Origin of the sequence: Methanosarcina sp. MTP4 (assembly GCF_000970045.1) — an archaeon.
GTDB lineage: Archaea > Halobacteriota > Methanosarcinia > Methanosarcinales > Methanosarcinaceae > MTP4.
Genome location: NZ_CP009505.1, coordinates 3947648 through 3964745 on the forward strand (window position 1 = coordinate 3947648; position 17098 = coordinate 3964745).

Here is a 17098-nt window from a genome sequence, read left to right on the forward strand (position 1 = left end):
CAGGCTCAAGCCGTACCGATAACATGAGTATCACATAAAAACCAATGCTAACTTCACATTCAAGCATCGGATTGGATTCAATATCAGATCAGTTTCAATATCAGATATCCAGGTTGGTTACTTTCGTGCTTACGTAACCTGTGGGTGTTTCAACGTCGGCTTAATTTCAATATCAACTTTGAGTTCAATATTAAATCCAATCTTAATATCAAAATCAGTTTTGACAGGGGACTTCAAAAATCCCCAACTTCAACACCTTTCCCTAAAGCCAAAAACGGGATATTCAAAACAAAGTATTATGAAGGTTTCTGATTTGAAAAACACAATCCTTGACATTAAACAGGAATTCTCAACGTATTTCAAGGAACGGGATGCCGAAATAAATGGATCCCTGCTGGCTCTGCTTTCGGGGGAGCACGTATTACTCCTGGGGCCGCCAGGGACTGCAAAGACCCTGCTTGCCAACAAAATTTGCGAGACGATTGTGGGAGGAAATTTCTTCCACTACCTTCTGACTCGTTTTTCCACTCCTGAAGAAGTTTTCGGTCCCCTTTCCCTGAAGGCGCTCGAAAGGGACGAGTTCAGCCGGAATGTCGATGGCTACCTCCCCACAGTCCACATTGCACTTCTGGATGAGATTTTCAAGGCAAACAGCTCCATTTTGAACAGTCTGCTCACTATCCTTAATGAACGCAAGTACCACAACGGCAAGGTGGTCCTGGACGTACCACTCTTTTCAGTATTTGGAGCATCCAACGAACTACCCGAAGAGGACGAAAGTCTCGAGGCTCTTTACGACCGTTTCCTCTTCAGGTACAGTGTTGACTACATCCAGCATGATGAAAACCTGGAAGACCTGATTTTTGAAAACACGGAAGACTTCTCCCCCTCGACAAAACTGGCAGTAGGGGACATAAAGGAAATCCGGAAAAAATCCAGGCACCTGCCCGTTGATCCCGAGGTCAGGACGATAATCAAAGGGCTCAGGCGAGAACTGAAAAACTCTAACATCTTCATCTCGGACAGGCGCTGGAAGAATATCGTAAACGTTCTCAGGGTCGCCTCTGCCGCGAACGGACACCAGAGTGTCAGCAGGATGACTGTAGTCCTGCTCCAGCACATGCTCTGGGACCTGCCCGAACAAAAAGAAACGATAAGGAAACTGATCCTGGACAAGGTGGTCTCGGGAGGCACGGATACCGGGAAACTGAAGCAGGACGTGCTCGACCTGAAAAGCGCCATTTACGGCTGCCTGAAACAGGAACTTCCGGACCTCGTGTCCTGCACCAAGTGTTACGAAGAGGAGAAAAAAGCAGCCAGCACCGCAAGGCATTCCAGATTTACCGGGATGAAAAGCCAGAAGAGCCTCACATTTTCCAGTACCCTTGACTTCCTAAATCACTATCTCGAATTCCCGAACCATACATACGGGGTGGGGCTTGATTATAACAACCTTAACAGTTCCCTGAACTTCGACTCGGTAGTGGAGCTCCTGCGCAGGAAATATGCATTTGAGTTCAAACTCAGCCTGGACTACGGGGAAAAGAAACTGTATGAGAAAGAGTACGAGAACCTGGAAGAAAGGCTTGATTATTTCAGGCGGCAGGTACAGGCAGAGGAGCGGGCTCTGGAAGAAACCCTGGAAGAGAACATCTGGGTCTCAGCCCAGGACAGCAGGGAAATCCTGATGAAATACCGCTCCAAGAATACGGACATCTATGAAATCGCAAACCACCTGAAAGAAATCAGGGCAGTCCTGGAAAAGCCGAAGGTCTTTGACATCGAACTGGAAACTGTGGGAGAAGCAGCCTGAACCTTGCCTGTCAGGAAAGTCCGGGAAGAAGTGAAAGCCATGCAGGAAACAGGAAACAGAGGGAGAATTTACTCAAAGCTTTCCAGCTCGGAATCCTTTTTCAAATCGGAATCCTCCTTCAAATTTGAACGGGACTTCAACCCCGCAAAAGTCCTGAACACCGAACTGAGAGGATTCCTTTCAACACCGAGACAGGTCCCCCGTCCCCTCAGGGAAGACATTGCAGAGGTCCTTGTTTACGAGATTTTTTCAGGGAAAGAGTACGAAATAAAGGACGAAAAACGCTTTATGGAAAAGTTCGGGGTGTTTTACCCCCTTCTTCTGAGCATGAGAAACTTCCAGGCATGGGAAGACCTCAAAGCCCTTGCAGGCAGTAATCATATGGCCGGACTTCTTGTCCTGAAAACCCTCCTTGAGGGGATTTTCACCCTTATAGGGGACTATGAGGAAATCGAGGAAGAAATTACAAAAAGTCTTCAAAAAAACCTGGAAAAAGCCCTGAAAGTCCTGAAAGCCCTGATCGAAGAAACCTGCTCCACCTGGGACGAACGGAACATTCGGCAAAACCCGAAATACAGGGAAAGCCCGGGGAGCGAAAATCTGGAATCCATGACCCGAAAGTTCATGGAAAATGAAAAAACGGGGCAGGCATTGGACATCGTTGTTGAAGAAAGGATAGCTGTCCCGCTTGAGGAGTTTATTTCAACCCTTGAAGACCACCTGGAAATTCTGGAGATGCTTTCCATGCTCTTTCCAGGCAGGATGTGGAGCGACTCCCTGCAAGCCCTCCACAGGGAATATTTCGGAAACCTCGAAAAATACGCCTCCCTCCTTAGAAAGAGTTCCGACCTCAGGAAAATCCTGGAGCAGGTGGGAAGGATCGAGCTCGAATACGGATCAAAAAAACTTATCCTCTCTCCCCACAGCAAAAGTGAGGTTCATGCGGTCACCTTTTCAAACGAAATCCAGACCATGCTCCCTGTAGAAGCCGTAAAACTCAAAAACCCCCTCCTGAAGCGCAAGTTCTATGCTGATATGTTCGAGGGAAAACTCCTGACCTACCAGCTAAGGGGGAAAAACTGGAACTCCGACGCTGCAGGGAAAAAGAGGAGGGGACCTGTCGTTGCCCTGGTAGACACTTCAGCCTCTATGCGCGGAAGTCCCGAGATCCTAGCCAAAACCGTCGTCCTTGCAGTGACCAGGAGGATGCTCAAAGAAGGCAGGGACGTAAAGGTAATCCTCTTTGCTTCAAAGTGGCAGAGCTTCGAAATCGAAATGACAAACAAAAAGAGAATGGGAGCAGAGTTCCTGGACTTCCTCCGCCATACCTTCGGAGGCGGCACGGACTTCAATACCGCACTCAGGTCCGGCCTGAAAGTCATGAAAGAGGAAAACACCTTCAGGGGAGCAGACCTCCTCTTCCTAACCGACGGCTACTCCGAACTTTCGGAACAGCCCCTGATCCGGGAATGGAACGAAATAAAAAAAGAACGAAATGCCCGCATCTTTTCCCTAATCATCGGAAACAACAACGAAGGCGGGCTTGAACAGGTCTCGGACCACACATACATCATCCGGAATACTGAAAACTGGGGGGTGTGGGAAAGCCCGGCCAGGTTTGTAAAAGCAATCGGAGCACCGGTTTACAGGTGAAAACGCTAGTATCAGTGCGATTTCCAAAAATGAAATTATGATAGATGAATGGGGAGTTACTGTCAATGAAGCCGGGTCAAGCCCTGCGCTTTAATAACTTGCTTATGCCTTTTACAAGTTTCTCAACCTCTTCCCTGCTCAGGATAGAGTTACTCAGGCTCTGCAGCAGGAGCAGGAAGGCAGGATTTTTACCAAGAGCCGGCTTTTTGAGGACTATAACCTGCAGCAGGAACATCAGGATCATTTTGCGTTCCTCGGGGCTGGAATATCTCAACCTGCAGTAAATCTTCTCGGAAACTTCCTTTACGGAATCCTTATTCTCATATGCCAGTCTGGAAGCTTTTGAAGTTGCACTCTTCGAAACTTTTTTTATCCGGGAACCTTCCCTTGAGGCTATCCGGGACAAATTTTCAAAAACGTTTTTTGAGATTTCCCCCATCCTTTCCTTTTTGTCTCCGCGCGGCCCTGTCCCTGCACCCTTCGGGCACTCGCTTCCTGCACCTTTGCGTTCCATTATTCGGAGAAGTTCTTCAAAGACATCGGAGAGTTCTTCGTTTGAGCAGGCTTTCAGGTATTCAACCAGGTTTTCCACAGACTCACCATCAGCAGACTTACTATCGGCAGATTCACCACCAGCAGATTCGCGCTTACCTTTTCCGGTTCCCAGGAGCAGCTCATCAGGAAGCTCTTTTTTCACCTCAACAAAATCGGCGTCAATGACCTGAATATTTCCTATAAAAGCATCGCTTGAGGAGGTATTTCTTTTTTTATATTTTCTTTTGACTCTGTACCCGGCATGCGAAAGCCTGTCAAGTATATCCCCTTTGTTTTTGAGCAAGAGATCCACACTCATTATATTGTTTTAAGCATATACAGAACGGTTTGATTTCAGCTATTCTGGTCACGAGGCAATTCCAGTGATAATTCCATTATGTCTATCCTACTATCAAGTGTTATTTTAGAACTATGACTCGAAATTTAAAATTTCTTTCTATCCATATTCAAATCAATGAGACAGAAAAAACCTTCAAAGCACTGAAACGACGATTTATTTTAAGCCACCTTTTTTTTCAGCGGACTGCTTTATCCTGCCTGCTTCACGCAGGTCCAAATTACACAATACGAAGAAACCCGGATAGTCCAGAACCAGTATCATTAATACTGATATTATAACCCAATATTATTATACTCGGCATTATATAATTGTTATACTATCATTTTCCATAACATCATTAGCGGGGGTTTCTGAGTGGAGGAAGTGAAGAGTGGACTTGAAAACGTAGTCGTCCTTGAAACGGGTGTCAGTTCCATAGACGGGCATGAAGGTGTTTTGAGGTATAGGGGATTCGATATCAACGATCTGGTTTACCTACCATATGATGCCGTATCCTATCTGCTCATCCGGGGCAAATTGCCGGATGATAATGAACTTGCCGTTTATTCTGCCACGCTGAATGAAAAAAGGGAACTAGGAGAATACGTCCAGAACGTCGTCCGGGCCTGCAACTTCAATATAGAAGCCATGGATGCCCTGCGTACAACCATTTCCTACATGTCCCACTGCGACCCGGACCTCAACGACAATTCCGAGGAAGCGAACCTGCGAAAAGCCACAAACCTGATAGCAAAATTCCCCACGATTGTTGCGGCTTTCAGCAGGATATTAAAGGGGGAAGACCCGGTTTCTCCAGACCCGACACTTTCCCATGGGGCAAATTTCCTCTACATGCTGCGCGGGAGCAAGCCGACAGAGATCGAGACTGAAGCCATGGAAAAGGATTTCATCCTCAGTGCGGAGCACGAACTCAACGCATCCAGTTTTGCTTCAAGAATCACGGCTTCCACCTGCTCTGACCTGTACTCGGCCATAATCACCGGGGTCTGCACCCTGAAAGGCCCCCTGCACGGAGGAGCAAGGATGGAGGTCATGAACATGCTTGACGAAATCCCGGCTCCTGAAGCTGCAGAAGCATACGTGCTGGAGAAGATTGCAAATAAAGAGAAAATAATGGGCTTCGGGCACAGAGTCTACATGACCCAGGACCCGCGGACCATAATATTTAAAGTACTGGCAAAACAGCTTGCGGAATCAAAAGGCGAAACTCAGTGGTACAGGACCGCAGAAAACATAGAAAACACACTCTTCGCGGAGTTTATGGGAAAGAGAGGAAAACCGCTCTACCCGAACGTGGATTTCTATTCAGGAGTTGTGTACAAATACCTTGAAATCCCTCCCCGGCTTGCAACCGCGGTCTTTGCTGCAGGCAGGATATCTGGCTGGATTGCCCACTGCATGGAACAGTACTCCGACAACAGGGTTATTCGTCCGCGGGCAAAATATGTTAAACCTGCAAAAACCCTCAAAGCCTGAACTCGCCAGGCTGCACTTAGCAAGAAAATAAACACAAAAGTTAACATTTTTTAAGTTCATTTTACTTCAAGTTTACACTTTTGCTGGAGGAAAAGAAATGAGAGAAGGTCCAGATCCCTTTGGTGTACGAGACAGTATTGAAACTGCTTCCGGAGAAGCGACGATTTACCGCCTGAACAAACTGGAAGAACAGGATTTCGAAGAGATTTCCCTGCTCCCCTATTCAATCAGGATTTTGCTGGAGTCCCTGCTACGGCATGCGGACACTGACAGGCACGTCATAACAATAGAAGACGTGGAAGCCCTGGCCCGCTGGGACCCAGAAAACATCCCTAGAAGAGATATCCCTTTCATCCCTTCCAGGGTTGTCTTGCAGGATTTTACAGGCGTCCCTGCCGTGGTGGACCTTGCAGCACTCCGCTCGGCCACGCAGCGCCTGGGAGGCAATCCGGGGGAGATAAACCCGGTTATCCCTGCAGACCTTGTCATTGACCACTCCGTGCAGGTGGATTACTACGGGACGGCATACTCCCTGAAAGAAAACGAAGAAAAGGAGTTTGAGCGCAACAGGGAACGGTATTCGGTCCTGCGCTGGGCCCAGGAAGCCTTTGATAACTTCAGGGTGGTTCCCCCGGGAAGAGGGATCATCCATCAGGTGAACCTCGAGTACCTGGCCCCCCTGGTGCACCTGAAAGAAAAGGAGGGGGAACTTTTCGCATTCCCGGACACCCTGGTTGGGACCGATTCCCACACCACCATGATCAACGGGATAGGGGTACTTGGATGGGGTGTGGGAGGCATAGAAGCCGAAGCCGTGATGCTCGGGCAGCCCTATTACATGCAAGTCCCGGAAGTGGTGGGTTTCAAGCTCTACGGAAAACTGGAACCGGGGGTCACGGCAACCGACCTTGTCCTGACCATTACCAGGATGCTCAGGGAACACGGGGTTGTGGGCAAATTCGTGGAATTTTACGGGCCCGGCCTGAGCTCCCTCAGTCTTCCGGACAGAGCAACGCTTTCCAACATGGCCCCCGAATACGGGGCAACCCTGGGGATCTTCCCCCCGGATGCCGAAACCCTGGACTACCTCCGGAGGACCGGCAGAAGCGAAGAACAGCTAGACCTTGTGCAAAAATACCTTGAAGCCCAGGACCTTCTCTACTCGATCCACAAACCCGAACCCGTCTTCAGCAGCAACCTGGAACTGGACATGAGCACGGTCAAGCCCTGCATTGCAGGTCCGAAAAGACCGCAGGACAGGATCTTCCTCGGCGAGATGCCCGATAATTTCCACGAGACCATGCGGAAGGCTTTTGCCCGGAAGAAAGAAGCCGGGATTGAGCTTTCCCGGGACTCTGCGTACCAGCGCTGGAGCGGGGAAGGCGGGGACCGGCTGGAGGGAGAGAAAGTCAGGCACGACAGGGCAGATTATGAGAGGTATGCAAAGAAGGAACTCAAAGTCACTCACGGCTCCGTGGTTATTGCAGCTATTACTTCCTGCACTAACACCTCGAACCCCTCGGTCCTCATAGGAGCCGGACTGCTTGCAAAAAAAGCTGTGGAGAGGGGCCTGAACGTAAAACCCTATGTCAAAACAAGCCTCTCCCCCGGGTCCAGGGTAGTCACGGAATACCTGGGAGCAGCCGGGCTCCTGCCTTACCTGGAAGCCCTCGGTTTCCACCAGGTGGGCTACGGCTGCACGACCTGCATAGGAAACAGCGGCCCTCTGCCCGAATACATTGCAAAGGAAGTTGAAGAAAAGGACCTGACCGTAGCGGCAGTCCTCAGCGGGAACAGGAACTTTGAAGGCAGGATCAATCCCCTTATCAAAGCCAATTACCTGGCTTCCCCACCCCTTGTGCTTGCCTATGCAATAGCTGGAACTGTGAACATCGACCTGGAAACCGAACCCCTGGCGTATGACCCAAACGGACAACCTGTTTACCTCAAGGACATCTGGCCCGGAGAAGAGGAGATAAGAGAGGTCATAAAGCATACGATTAAACCGTCAATGTTCGAAAAAGAGTATTCGGGAGTCATGGAGGGCACCGAACTCTGGAAAGAACTGGAAGTCCCCGAAGGCACCCTTTACGTCTGGAACGAGAAATCCACCTACATCCAGGAACCGCCTTATTTTGTGGACTTCCCCCTAACCCCACAGGTACCCGGGGACATCAGGGACGCAAGGGTCCTGGGCCTTTTCGGGGACAGCATCACCACGGACCACATTTCCCCTGCAGGTGCAATTCCGGAAGAAGGGCCTGCGGGCAAGTACCTGCTTTCCTGGGGGGTCGACCCTGCGGATTTCAATTCCTACGGCTCCCGCAGGGGCAACCACGAGGTGATGATGCGCGGGACTTTCGGGAACATACGGCTCAGGAACAGGCTGGTGGACCGGGAAGGAGGCTGGACTGACTATCACCTCCACGAAGAGACTGTCCCGCCGGAACTGCCCGAGGAGATGGCGATATACGATGCTGCAATGCTGTATGCGGAGAACAGGATCCCCCTTATTGTAATCGCGGGCAGGGAATACGGGACAGGCAGTTCGCGGGACTGGGCCGCCAAAGGCACTTTCCTCCTGGGGGTAAAAGCCGTGCTTGCGGAGTCTTACGAGCGCATCCACCGGAGCAACCTGGTGGGCATGGGAGTTCTTCCCCTTCAGTTCAAAGAAGGCGAGAACGCTGACAGCTTCGGGCTCACGGGCAGGGAGACATACGATATCCTGGGAATAGGAAACATGGAGCCCAGAGGGGAACTTACCGTAAGAGTCAGGGACGAGAGAGGAGGAGAAACCGACTTTAAGGTAATTGTGAGGCTGGATTCGATCGTGGAGCTGGAATATTACAGGAACGGAGGGATTTTGCATAAGTTCCTGAGAGATATGGTGATCAAAAAGTAAACGCAGAAGTGGAAATCCTCGGATTATCCACTTTTATCAATTTATAAATCAATATTTGTGAATTTAAGGGCATGTAGTGAAAATATGTAATCAACGTGCATCAATTTATAGTCCATTTGAGATAAACATACACATTATTTGTATTAATATAGAGTAATTTTGCAGAATTAACACTTTTCATTAAAAACGTAGACCAAAAAACCGAAAGTCTCATGAAAGATCTCAGGGTAAATCCCCTTTCATTTAGGAAGCAAAAACCCGGACAACCAAAAGAAAGAGGGCCAACACAAAGATTTTAGTTATATAGTTGAGTGCAGTATTCAACAAATTTAATATACTTATTCGTCAATAATAGAAGTGCATTATTATCCTAATTTTTGGGCCTTGATGAAAGAGGTCCTTTCCCCATACGCTTTTTGCGTATAAGCAGAGGATTCCCCAGTTGTAAAATTTTTTGGAATACTCTAGGCAAACTGTGAGGTATAAAATGAGTAAGAGCATATGTTTCATAGACGGGTTGGAGGGCATTCTGAAATACAGGGAAATAGACATCAACAAGTTAGTTGGTCTACCCTACGATGCCGTTTCCTATCTGCTTATCCAGGGCGAACTCCCCAATGAAGAGGAGCTTGCCGATTTTTCAGCCCGCCTGAGGGGAGAGCGGGAAATAGAAGGGGGAGTAATTGACATAATCCGTATGTGCAACCTCAATATCGATTCGATGGAAGCACTGCGGACAATAGTTTCTTATATGTCGCAATTTGATCCGGATCTGGAAGACGAGTCCCTGGAGGGGAATACGAAAAAAGCCATACGTTTAATATCCGGGATCCCGACCATAGTTGCAGCATATCACAGGATATCAAACGGGAAAGACCCGATATCTCCGGACCCGGCCCTTTCCCACGGAGCAAATTTCCTTTACATGCTCAGGGGTAGTCAGCCTACGGAGCTGGAAGCTGAAGTTATGGAAAAGGACTTTATCCTCAGTGCAGAGCACGAGCTTAACGCTTCCACATTTTCTTCAAGAATCACGGCATCCACCTGCTCGGACCTTTACTCTGCAATTGTTTCCGGGCTCTGCACTCTCAAGGGCCCACTGCACGGAGGGGCCAGGCTGAAAGTCATGGACATGCTTGAGGAAGTTTCCAGCCCTGAAAACGCAGAGGAATTCGTCCTCAAGAAGATTGAAAATAAAGAAAAAATAATGGGCTTCGGGCATAGGGTCTACAAAACTTATGACCCCAGGGGTATACTTTTCAAGGAACTTGCAAAGCAACTGGCAGAAACAAATGGGGACATGATATGGTACGAGACTGCAGAAGAGCTTGAAAAAACGGTCCTTCGCGAACTCGTAGAAAAGAAAGGAAAACCCATCTACCCGAACGTTGACTTCTATTCGGGAGTTATATACAAGTACCTGGAAATCCCCCCGCACCTTGCAACCTCGATTTTTGCCATCGGTAGGGTTTCAGGCTGGATCGCTCACTGCTTTGACCAGTATTCCAAGAAGAGAATTATCAGGCCCCGTGCCTTCATGCTGGACGAGCTTTGAAGCAAATCACAAACAAAAATCACAGATAAATTCCGTGGCGCAGGGAGAAAAAAATCCCTGCTCATGCTTATTTACACCTTTTTTCTGATCTGACTGTGCCCTTGTTTCGGATCTTAATTTAAAAATGCCTTTTTCTGCTTTCCAGTAAACCTAACTTTTCCCGATCTACCTAGCCCCGGTTCCATACGTAGCTGAAAGGTATCTATCTACCCGGCTCCTTTTCAAGTTCCACAACCATCAGATCCAGCTCGTGTCCTATACGTAGCTGAAAGGTATCTATCTATCTGGCTCCCACATATTCTATATGCCCAAAAAATGTAAAAGCCGGATAATCTTTTTATCATCTAACAGCTTTTTGATAGCCAGATACCCATGATTTTTAGAGATTTCATCGACCAGTTGAAAACGAGAGGAAAACTGGTAGAAATTCAACATCCCGTTTCTCCCGAATTTGAAGCTTCGAGAATTGCAAAGCAAACAAAAGCCCCCATTCTTTTCCACGACATTTCAGGCTCGAAAGTCATTATGAACCTCCTGGGATCAAGAGAAGAACTGGCTTCCATGCTGGGGGTTCCTAAAGAAGAGATCATCCGGAAACTTTCGGAAGTGTCCCCCGAAGGAGAGGTAAAACTCGTATCCGACTCCCCTACCCTTGAAGTTGTGGAAGAGGAAGTGGACCTGACAAAACTTCCCATTCTCACCCATTTTGAAAAAGACGGTGCCCCTTACATCACAGCAGGAATAGTTGTTTCCGAATATGAAGGCAGCATAAACGCTTCTATCCACCGGCTCATGCTGGCAGGAAAAGACAAACTAGCAGCCCGTCTTGTCCCACCAAGGCATACCTATCTCCTGCATAAGAAAGCCATGGAAAAAGGTGAACCCCTGCCTGTTGCAATCGTGCTTGGCTGTGACCCTGCAATCATTTACGCTACATCCACAAGGGTGCCCGTTGGAAAGGAGTTTGAGTACGCCTCGGCTCTGAAAGGAGAGGCCGTAGAACTATTTGAATGCGAAAACGGGGTAAAGGCCCCTCACTCCGAAATCGTACTCGAAGGCTACATCGACCCTGTGGAAAGGGTAGACGAAGGCCCCTTCGTGGACATCACCGGGACCTACGACCTTGTCCGGAAGGAGCCGGTAATCCGCATCACTCGAGTCATCCACAGGAAAGACCCCGTCTACCACGGGATCCTCCCCGCAGGGCCGGAACACCTTCTTATGATGGGTGTGCCCTACGAACCCCGGATTTACAGGGCAGTAGGAGAAGTAACCACTGTCAAAAACGTGGTGCTTACCGAAGGAGGCTGCTGCTACCTCCATGCCGTGGTGCAAATCGAAAAGCAGACCGAAGGCGACGGGAAAAATGCCATCATGGCTGCCTTTGCCGCCCACACCAGCCTCAAGCACGTCGTCGTGGTAGACGAGGACATCAACATCTTTGACCCGAACGATGTGGAATTCGCAATAGCCACGCGGGTCAAAGGGGACATTGACATACTGACCATCACCAACGTCCGCGGCAGTTCCCTGGACCCGCGGGGAGCCCCGGACGGGACGACAACCAAAGTAGGGATCGATGCCACGAAGGTCCTGATTGAAAAAGAGAATTTCGAAAGGGCAGTGATCCCCGGAGAATAATCTTCAATCCAACCTTTAAAAAAAGACTCAGATTACAGATAACAGATAAGTGAATTCCCATGCACCTTACGAAAGAAGAAGAACGGATCCTTAACGGAGAAGCCGGGGAAACCCTCCGAAAAGCCCTGGAAATCCTGACAGCCCTGGGAGATATCTACGGCGCGGACAGACTGATTCCCATCAAGAGCGCCCAGATAGCCGGAGTTTCCTACAAGACAATAGGGGATGCCGGGCTGGAATGGATATCGGACCTTGAAGGAAAAGTGAAAGTTCCCTCGATCCTGAACCCTGCCGGAATGGACCTTGAGAGGTGGGACAGACTCGACATCTCCCCCGACTTTGCGGAAAAGCAAAAGGCAATCGTTAAGGCTTACGAAAAACTCGGGGTCAGCTGTGAGTGCACCTGCACCCCCTATACCCTCGAAGGCTTCTCGGTAAGCTACGGCGACCACCTGGCCTGGAGCGAATCTTCGGCTGTTTCATATGCAAACTCCGTGCTCGGGGCGCAGACTAACCGGGAAGGGGGACCCTCAGCCCTTTCGGCGGCCCTCCTCGGAAAGACCGCAAACTACGGGTTCCACCTGGATGAGAACAGGGTTCCGACAGTTTCGATTACAGTGGACTGTTCCCTGAATAGGTCCGATTACGGGGCACTGGGCTATGTGGCCGGAAAACTCGTAGGGAGCAGGGTTCCCCTCCTGCACCTGCAAAATACCCCGAAAACCGACGAACTAAAAGCCCTCGGAGCGGCAATGGCAGCGTCGGGGGCAGTTGCTCTTTACCACGTGGAAGGAGTTACCCCCGATGCCTGCAGGCAGGACTTCGAACCCCCGGAGGAAAAAATCATAATCGAAAAAAGTCAGCTTGACGAAGTTTACGAGAGCCGCTGCGGTGCCGGGAAAGAACCAGAACTTATCACAATCGGCTGCCCTCACTGCTCGGCGGCAGAACTCGAAGAAGCAGCTGGACTTTTGAAAGGAAAAACCGTTTCGAAAGAGATCTGGGTCTTTACTTCCAGGGAACTTGCAAACCGCTTCCCCGAATACATGGAAACCATTGAAAAGAGCGGGGCAAAAGTGGTCTGCGACACATGCATGGTGGTCTCCCCCGCAACCAACAGGTATTCCTGCGTCATGGTAAACTCAGGGAAAGCCTTTGCTTACGTGCCTGGGATGTGCGGGGCTGAAGCGGTTTACGGGAGTATGGAAGCCTGCATAGAAGAAGCTCTTGGAGGAAAGGAGAAAAAAGACAAAAAGGAAATGGAAGAGGAAAAATGGGAAATGGAAGAGGAAAAATGGGAAAATGAAAGGCCTAAAAAAGAGAAAAAGGAAGGTGGTTCCCATTAAACTGAAAGGCCGGACGATTGCCCGGGGCTCTGCGGAAGGAGAAGTGCTGCTTTCAAGGGACCCGATATCTTTCCTGGGCAGTGTGGACCCTCAGACAGGGATTATTGTTGAAGAAGGCCACGCCCTTGCAGGAAAATCCATCAGGGGAAAAGTCCTTGTCTTTCCCCACGGGAAAGGTTCAACCGTGGGTTCTTACGTTATGTACCAGCTAAAGAAAAACGGGGCTGCCCCTGTTGCGATCATCAACCTCGAAACCGAACCCATTGTAGCCGTGGGCGCAATAATTTCGGAAATCCCTCTTGTGGACATGCTGGAAAAGAACCCCTACGAAGTCTTAAAAGATGGGGACGTGGTCCGCGTGGACGGAAGCGGCGGGTACGTGGAAACCCTTGAATAAAAATTTCAAACTGAAAATTAAAGTCAAATGAAGCATTATATTCAAGCTTGAAACCAGCAAACCGGAAAAAAGCTTCAAACTTACATATAAGAGACTCACAATGAACCAGGCAGATAAAAACCGCCGGAAGCACAAGCAAAATTTCGACGCCGAAGAAATAGTTTCACGCATATACCCTTTCATTATCAGGGTCTTTGAAGTATACGAGATCCAGAATTCAGGAGAAGCCCTCTATTTCTACGGGACCCCGAAAACCGACGCTGAACACATTACACAGGAACTCTGGACCCCCCTCCAGCAGCGGAAGCTTGAGTTTTCCCTGAAATACGAACTTGGAGAACATGTCCTGGTTATCGCCCCTGAAAAGACTGCCCGGAAAAAACCCTGGGTGAACCTTGCCCTCCTTGTTGCGACGATTTTTACCACCATGATTTCAGGAGCCGTAATGTTCGGGGTAGACCTTGGAAACGAACCCCTGGAATTTATCCGAGGCCTTCCCTTCACCCTTGCCATAATGGCTGTGCTCGGCTCCCATGAGATGGCACACTATGCGGCAGCCAAGTACCATGGGATGAAAACCTCTCTTCCTTATTTCATCCCATTTCCCACTTTCATCGGCACGATGGGTGCGGTCATTAAGTACAGGGGTCCCATCCCCAGCCGGAAAGCCCTCTTTGATGTGGGGATAGCAGGACCCATAGTGGGGCTTCTGGTCTCCATCGCGGTTACTGTCATAGGACTCTCCATGGAGGTCCCCAGGGTAGACCCACTGCCAAACGTCCTTATGATTGACCTGGGCCTGCCCCCGCTTTTCATAATCATCCAGAAGCTTCTGGGCGTAAGCGGAGATAGCCTGCACCCTGTGGCCTTTGCAGGCTGGGTGGGGATGTTCGTAACCCTCATGAACCTGCTCCCTGCAGGGCAACTCGACGGCGGGCACGTGCTCAGGGCGATGCTCGGGAAAAAGGCAGCCTACGTCTCAACAGCCATGCCCTTTGTTCTTCTAAGCACAGGGCTTTATGTAAGTTACTGGCTGAAGGAGGACGGGTTAATCTGGATCTTCTGGGCGCTATTCCTTTCGCTCTTTGCAGCCGCAGGACATCCATCTCCCCTCCACGACAAAGTGGAACTTGACAAAAAACGTATCCTGATAGGGGTCATAACCTTTATTATGGGGATGCTCTGCTTTACCCTGGTTCCGTTCAAATTTATGGGCTGAAGTTCTATGCACCATAATTAAGCTGCCTATACAATACTTTGTTTGGGAGTGTGTGAAGCGCGAACAGCCCATAAGTGGCTGAAAAATTCATGATATTTCACTTTACGCAAGTAAAGTGTTATGGTATACTGTTACGCAGGAAAAATTTATATTCCCCTGTGAATTTGAAATATGGACAGGACGAGTAAATATTATATTTTGTAAAAGGATGAGGCAGGATGAAAAAAAGTGCCGAACTTGTTGGAATCGCTTGCGTCATATCATCGGTAGCAGTACTGATCTCAGCTGTAAATATGCTTATTTGCGCGATGAATGATATGCCGTTGGGTTATTCCATTGCTATCTTTTGTTGCATGATTGCAGTATTTTCCACAAATCTCGGAAATTATTTGGTACAAAAGAAAAAGGTGATGACGACACAAGATGAGCAATTTACCTATTGACCATATCCCTCATCTAATTTCAAGGGTAATCAGATAATTTCCATTAGCGTAGAAAAAGTCCCATAGCACTTTTTACCGTGCTATGAGTATTCGTTCTTCACAGGTTTGTTCAGGATATAAAACTCTCAACCGATTTGCTTGACAGCCTTGAATTTACTTGTTTTTCTAAAACTTCCCTATGATGCCCACCCTTTCCTTTGAAAGCCCTGTAAAAAAGGTGAAAGTAATGGACGTGAATTTCCGCTATAGCAAGAAAAATTCATACAGCTTTGCAGTTCTCTCCCCCCTGCTGCCGGGAGCAGGTTTTACTGACATGCCCCGAAAAGGGATCATGATCTACAGTTTTACCACACGTCAGGCAGCAAATGTATTCAAAGAAGTAAAAAATGCAGGTACAAACTCCATCTTCATTGCAGGAGGCCCTCACCCCTCTGGGGCTCCCGAAGAAACCCTGGAATATTTTGACTATGTTGTGCTCGGGGAAGGAGAAGAGACCCTTCCCGAACTGGTAAAGGCCCTACGGGAAAAAGGAGACCAGGAAAAGGTCCGGGGAATAGCATACAAAGACCCCGGAACCGGGAAAATCGTCAAAACCCCGGAAAGGCCCCACGTAAACCTGGACAATTACCCCTGCTTTAACCCGAAGAAACTCCGAGCCCCGATCGAGATCAGCCGGGGCTGCCCCTGGGGCTGCAAATACTGCCAGACTCCGAGGCTTTTCGGGAGGGAAGTCAGGCACCGGAGCATTGACACTATAGTCCGGAATGCCAGGCACTACGATGACCTCAGATTCATAGCTTCCAATGCCTTTGCTTACGGGAGTGACGGGATCCACCCCAGGCTGGATAAGGTTGAGAAACTGCTTTCGACCCTGCACGAAATGCCCGGGAAAAAGATTTATTTCGGGACTTTTCCTTCCGAGGTGCGCCCAGAATTTGTGAACGACATGTCCGTGGAACTTGTCCGCGAATACTGCGCAAACCAGAGCCTGAGCCTGGGAGCCCAGTCGGGAAGCGAGCGTATCTTAAAAGAAATCCGAAGAGGGCATACCGTAGAAGACAGCATCAGTGCCGTAGAATGCTGCCTGGAACACGAAATAGTCCCTGCAGTAGACTTTATCTTCGGCTTTCCCACCGAAACCGAGGAAGACCAGGAAAAAAGCCTGGACCTTGTCCGCTGGATCTGCAAAAAAGGAGGCACTGTCCGGGCCCATTACCTTACCCCTCTGCCCGGAACCCCGTACGCATCCGTTACCCCCACCGAAATCAGCGACAAAGTCCGGCGCGAGCTCGGGAAACTTGCCCTCCATGGAAAATTAACCGGGTACTGGGAGAAACACTGAGAGAAAAACCATAATTATCGGAATTTAGATCAAAAAAATAAAAATATGTGGTAAACTGGACTGTAAAACACATCTTCCTCAAGGAAGAAGATGCAAAGATGGAAGAGGAGTTAAAGGAAGATTAGGGAAAGGGGATTTGAGGGGAAAGGAAGGGAAGTAAAGCAGGAGAAACAATATAGGGAAAGTTGAATAGATAAGATTGAGAAGAGATTAGAGTGAGTGCCGGCAGGTGCTCATTTAAAAGCCGGCTTTGCGGTCTAATCCCTATTCTTTTTAGGCTATGTGTTTGAGTAAATGCTTCTTTTTCAGGTCTTATTTCGTTCCAGGTTTATTTTCCGACTTTAACTTACCGTTTTTACCAGCTATTTCCTTTATGACCAAAGTTCGTCTTTGATCCTGTAGTTTTTAATGGCGTT

The 17098-nt window shown here is 48.9% G+C and carries 12 protein-coding genes; 11 read left to right on the plus strand and 1 reads right to left on the minus strand.

Translation table 11 applies throughout. The features are described 5' to 3' along the window. Nucleotides 1-313: 313 nt before the first annotated feature. Together MSMTP_RS16585 and MSMTP_RS16590 are read left to right on the plus strand one after the other, a co-directional pair. Nucleotides 314-1813 carry an AAA family ATPase gene (locus MSMTP_RS16585; protein ID WP_369799609.1) on the plus strand — a complete coding sequence of 500 codons (1500 nt, stop codon included), beginning with the start codon at nucleotides 314-316 and terminating at the stop codon, nucleotides 1811-1813. A 3-nt stretch (nucleotides 1814-1816) separates the two neighbouring features. After that, complete coding sequence (locus tag MSMTP_RS16590) at nucleotides 1817-3466, plus strand: VWA domain-containing protein (RefSeq protein ID WP_231582835.1); 1650 nt, start codon at nucleotides 1817-1819, stop codon at nucleotides 3464-3466. Nucleotides 3467-3542: 76 nt separating this feature from the next. On the opposite strand, the gene MSMTP_RS16595 is transcribed toward MSMTP_RS16590, so the two are convergent. Continuing rightward, the gene (locus MSMTP_RS16595; RefSeq protein WP_156153878.1) at nucleotides 3543-4304 is read right to left on the minus strand and encodes a hypothetical protein; all 762 of its coding nucleotides are present in this window, start codon (nucleotides 4302-4304) and stop codon (nucleotides 3543-3545) included. A 411-nt stretch (nucleotides 4305-4715) separates the two neighbouring features. Here MSMTP_RS16595 and MSMTP_RS16600 point away from each other — a divergent pair, with 411 nt between their 5' ends. The 9 genes from MSMTP_RS16600 to MSMTP_RS16640 all read left to right on the plus strand — a co-directional run bounded on the left by MSMTP_RS16600 (nucleotide 4716) and on the right by MSMTP_RS16640 (nucleotide 16682). Then, entirely contained in the window at nucleotides 4716-5837 is a 1122-nt protein-coding gene (locus tag MSMTP_RS16600) for a citrate/2-methylcitrate synthase (RefSeq protein WP_048181797.1), read from the plus strand. 97 nt (nucleotides 5838-5934) lie between these two features. Continuing rightward, nucleotides 5935-8739 (plus strand): aconitate hydratase AcnA, encoded by a 2805-nt coding sequence (gene acnA / locus MSMTP_RS16605; RefSeq protein ID WP_048181799.1) that lies wholly within the window; start codon nucleotides 5935-5937, stop codon nucleotides 8737-8739. Nucleotides 8740-9226: 487 nt separating this feature from the next. Beyond that, the gene (locus MSMTP_RS16610; RefSeq protein WP_048181801.1) at nucleotides 9227-10294 is read left to right on the plus strand and encodes a citrate/2-methylcitrate synthase; all 1068 of its coding nucleotides are present in this window, start codon (nucleotides 9227-9229) and stop codon (nucleotides 10292-10294) included. 372 nt (nucleotides 10295-10666) lie between these two features. Beyond that, nucleotides 10667-11935: a UbiD family decarboxylase gene (locus tag MSMTP_RS16615; RefSeq protein WP_048181802.1), complete on the plus strand. Its 1269-nt coding sequence runs from the start codon at nucleotides 10667-10669 to the stop codon at nucleotides 11933-11935. 59 nt (nucleotides 11936-11994) lie between these two features. Then, nucleotides 11995-13281 (plus strand): aconitase X, encoded by a 1287-nt coding sequence (locus MSMTP_RS16620; protein ID WP_082090671.1) that lies wholly within the window; start codon nucleotides 11995-11997, stop codon nucleotides 13279-13281. Next, nucleotides 13268-13678, plus strand: a complete 411-nt coding sequence (locus MSMTP_RS16625; RefSeq protein WP_048183895.1) for a DUF126 domain-containing protein — start codon at nucleotides 13268-13270, stop codon at nucleotides 13676-13678. The genes MSMTP_RS16620 and MSMTP_RS16625 overlap by 14 nt, the downstream gene beginning before the upstream one ends. A gap of 100 nt (nucleotides 13679-13778) precedes the next feature. Then, nucleotides 13779-14897, plus strand: coding sequence for a site-2 protease family protein (locus MSMTP_RS16630; RefSeq protein WP_048181805.1), 1119 nt, complete (start codon nucleotides 13779-13781; stop codon nucleotides 14895-14897). Nucleotides 14898-15115: 218 nt separating this feature from the next. Continuing rightward, complete coding sequence (locus tag MSMTP_RS16635) at nucleotides 15116-15340, plus strand: hypothetical protein (protein ID WP_048181806.1); 225 nt, start codon at nucleotides 15116-15118, stop codon at nucleotides 15338-15340. Nucleotides 15341-15566: 226 nt separating this feature from the next. Continuing rightward, nucleotides 15567-16682, plus strand: coding sequence for a TIGR04013 family B12-binding domain/radical SAM domain-containing protein (locus tag MSMTP_RS16640; RefSeq protein WP_048183898.1), 1116 nt, complete (start codon nucleotides 15567-15569; stop codon nucleotides 16680-16682). Nucleotides 16683-17098: the final 416 nt, after the last annotated feature.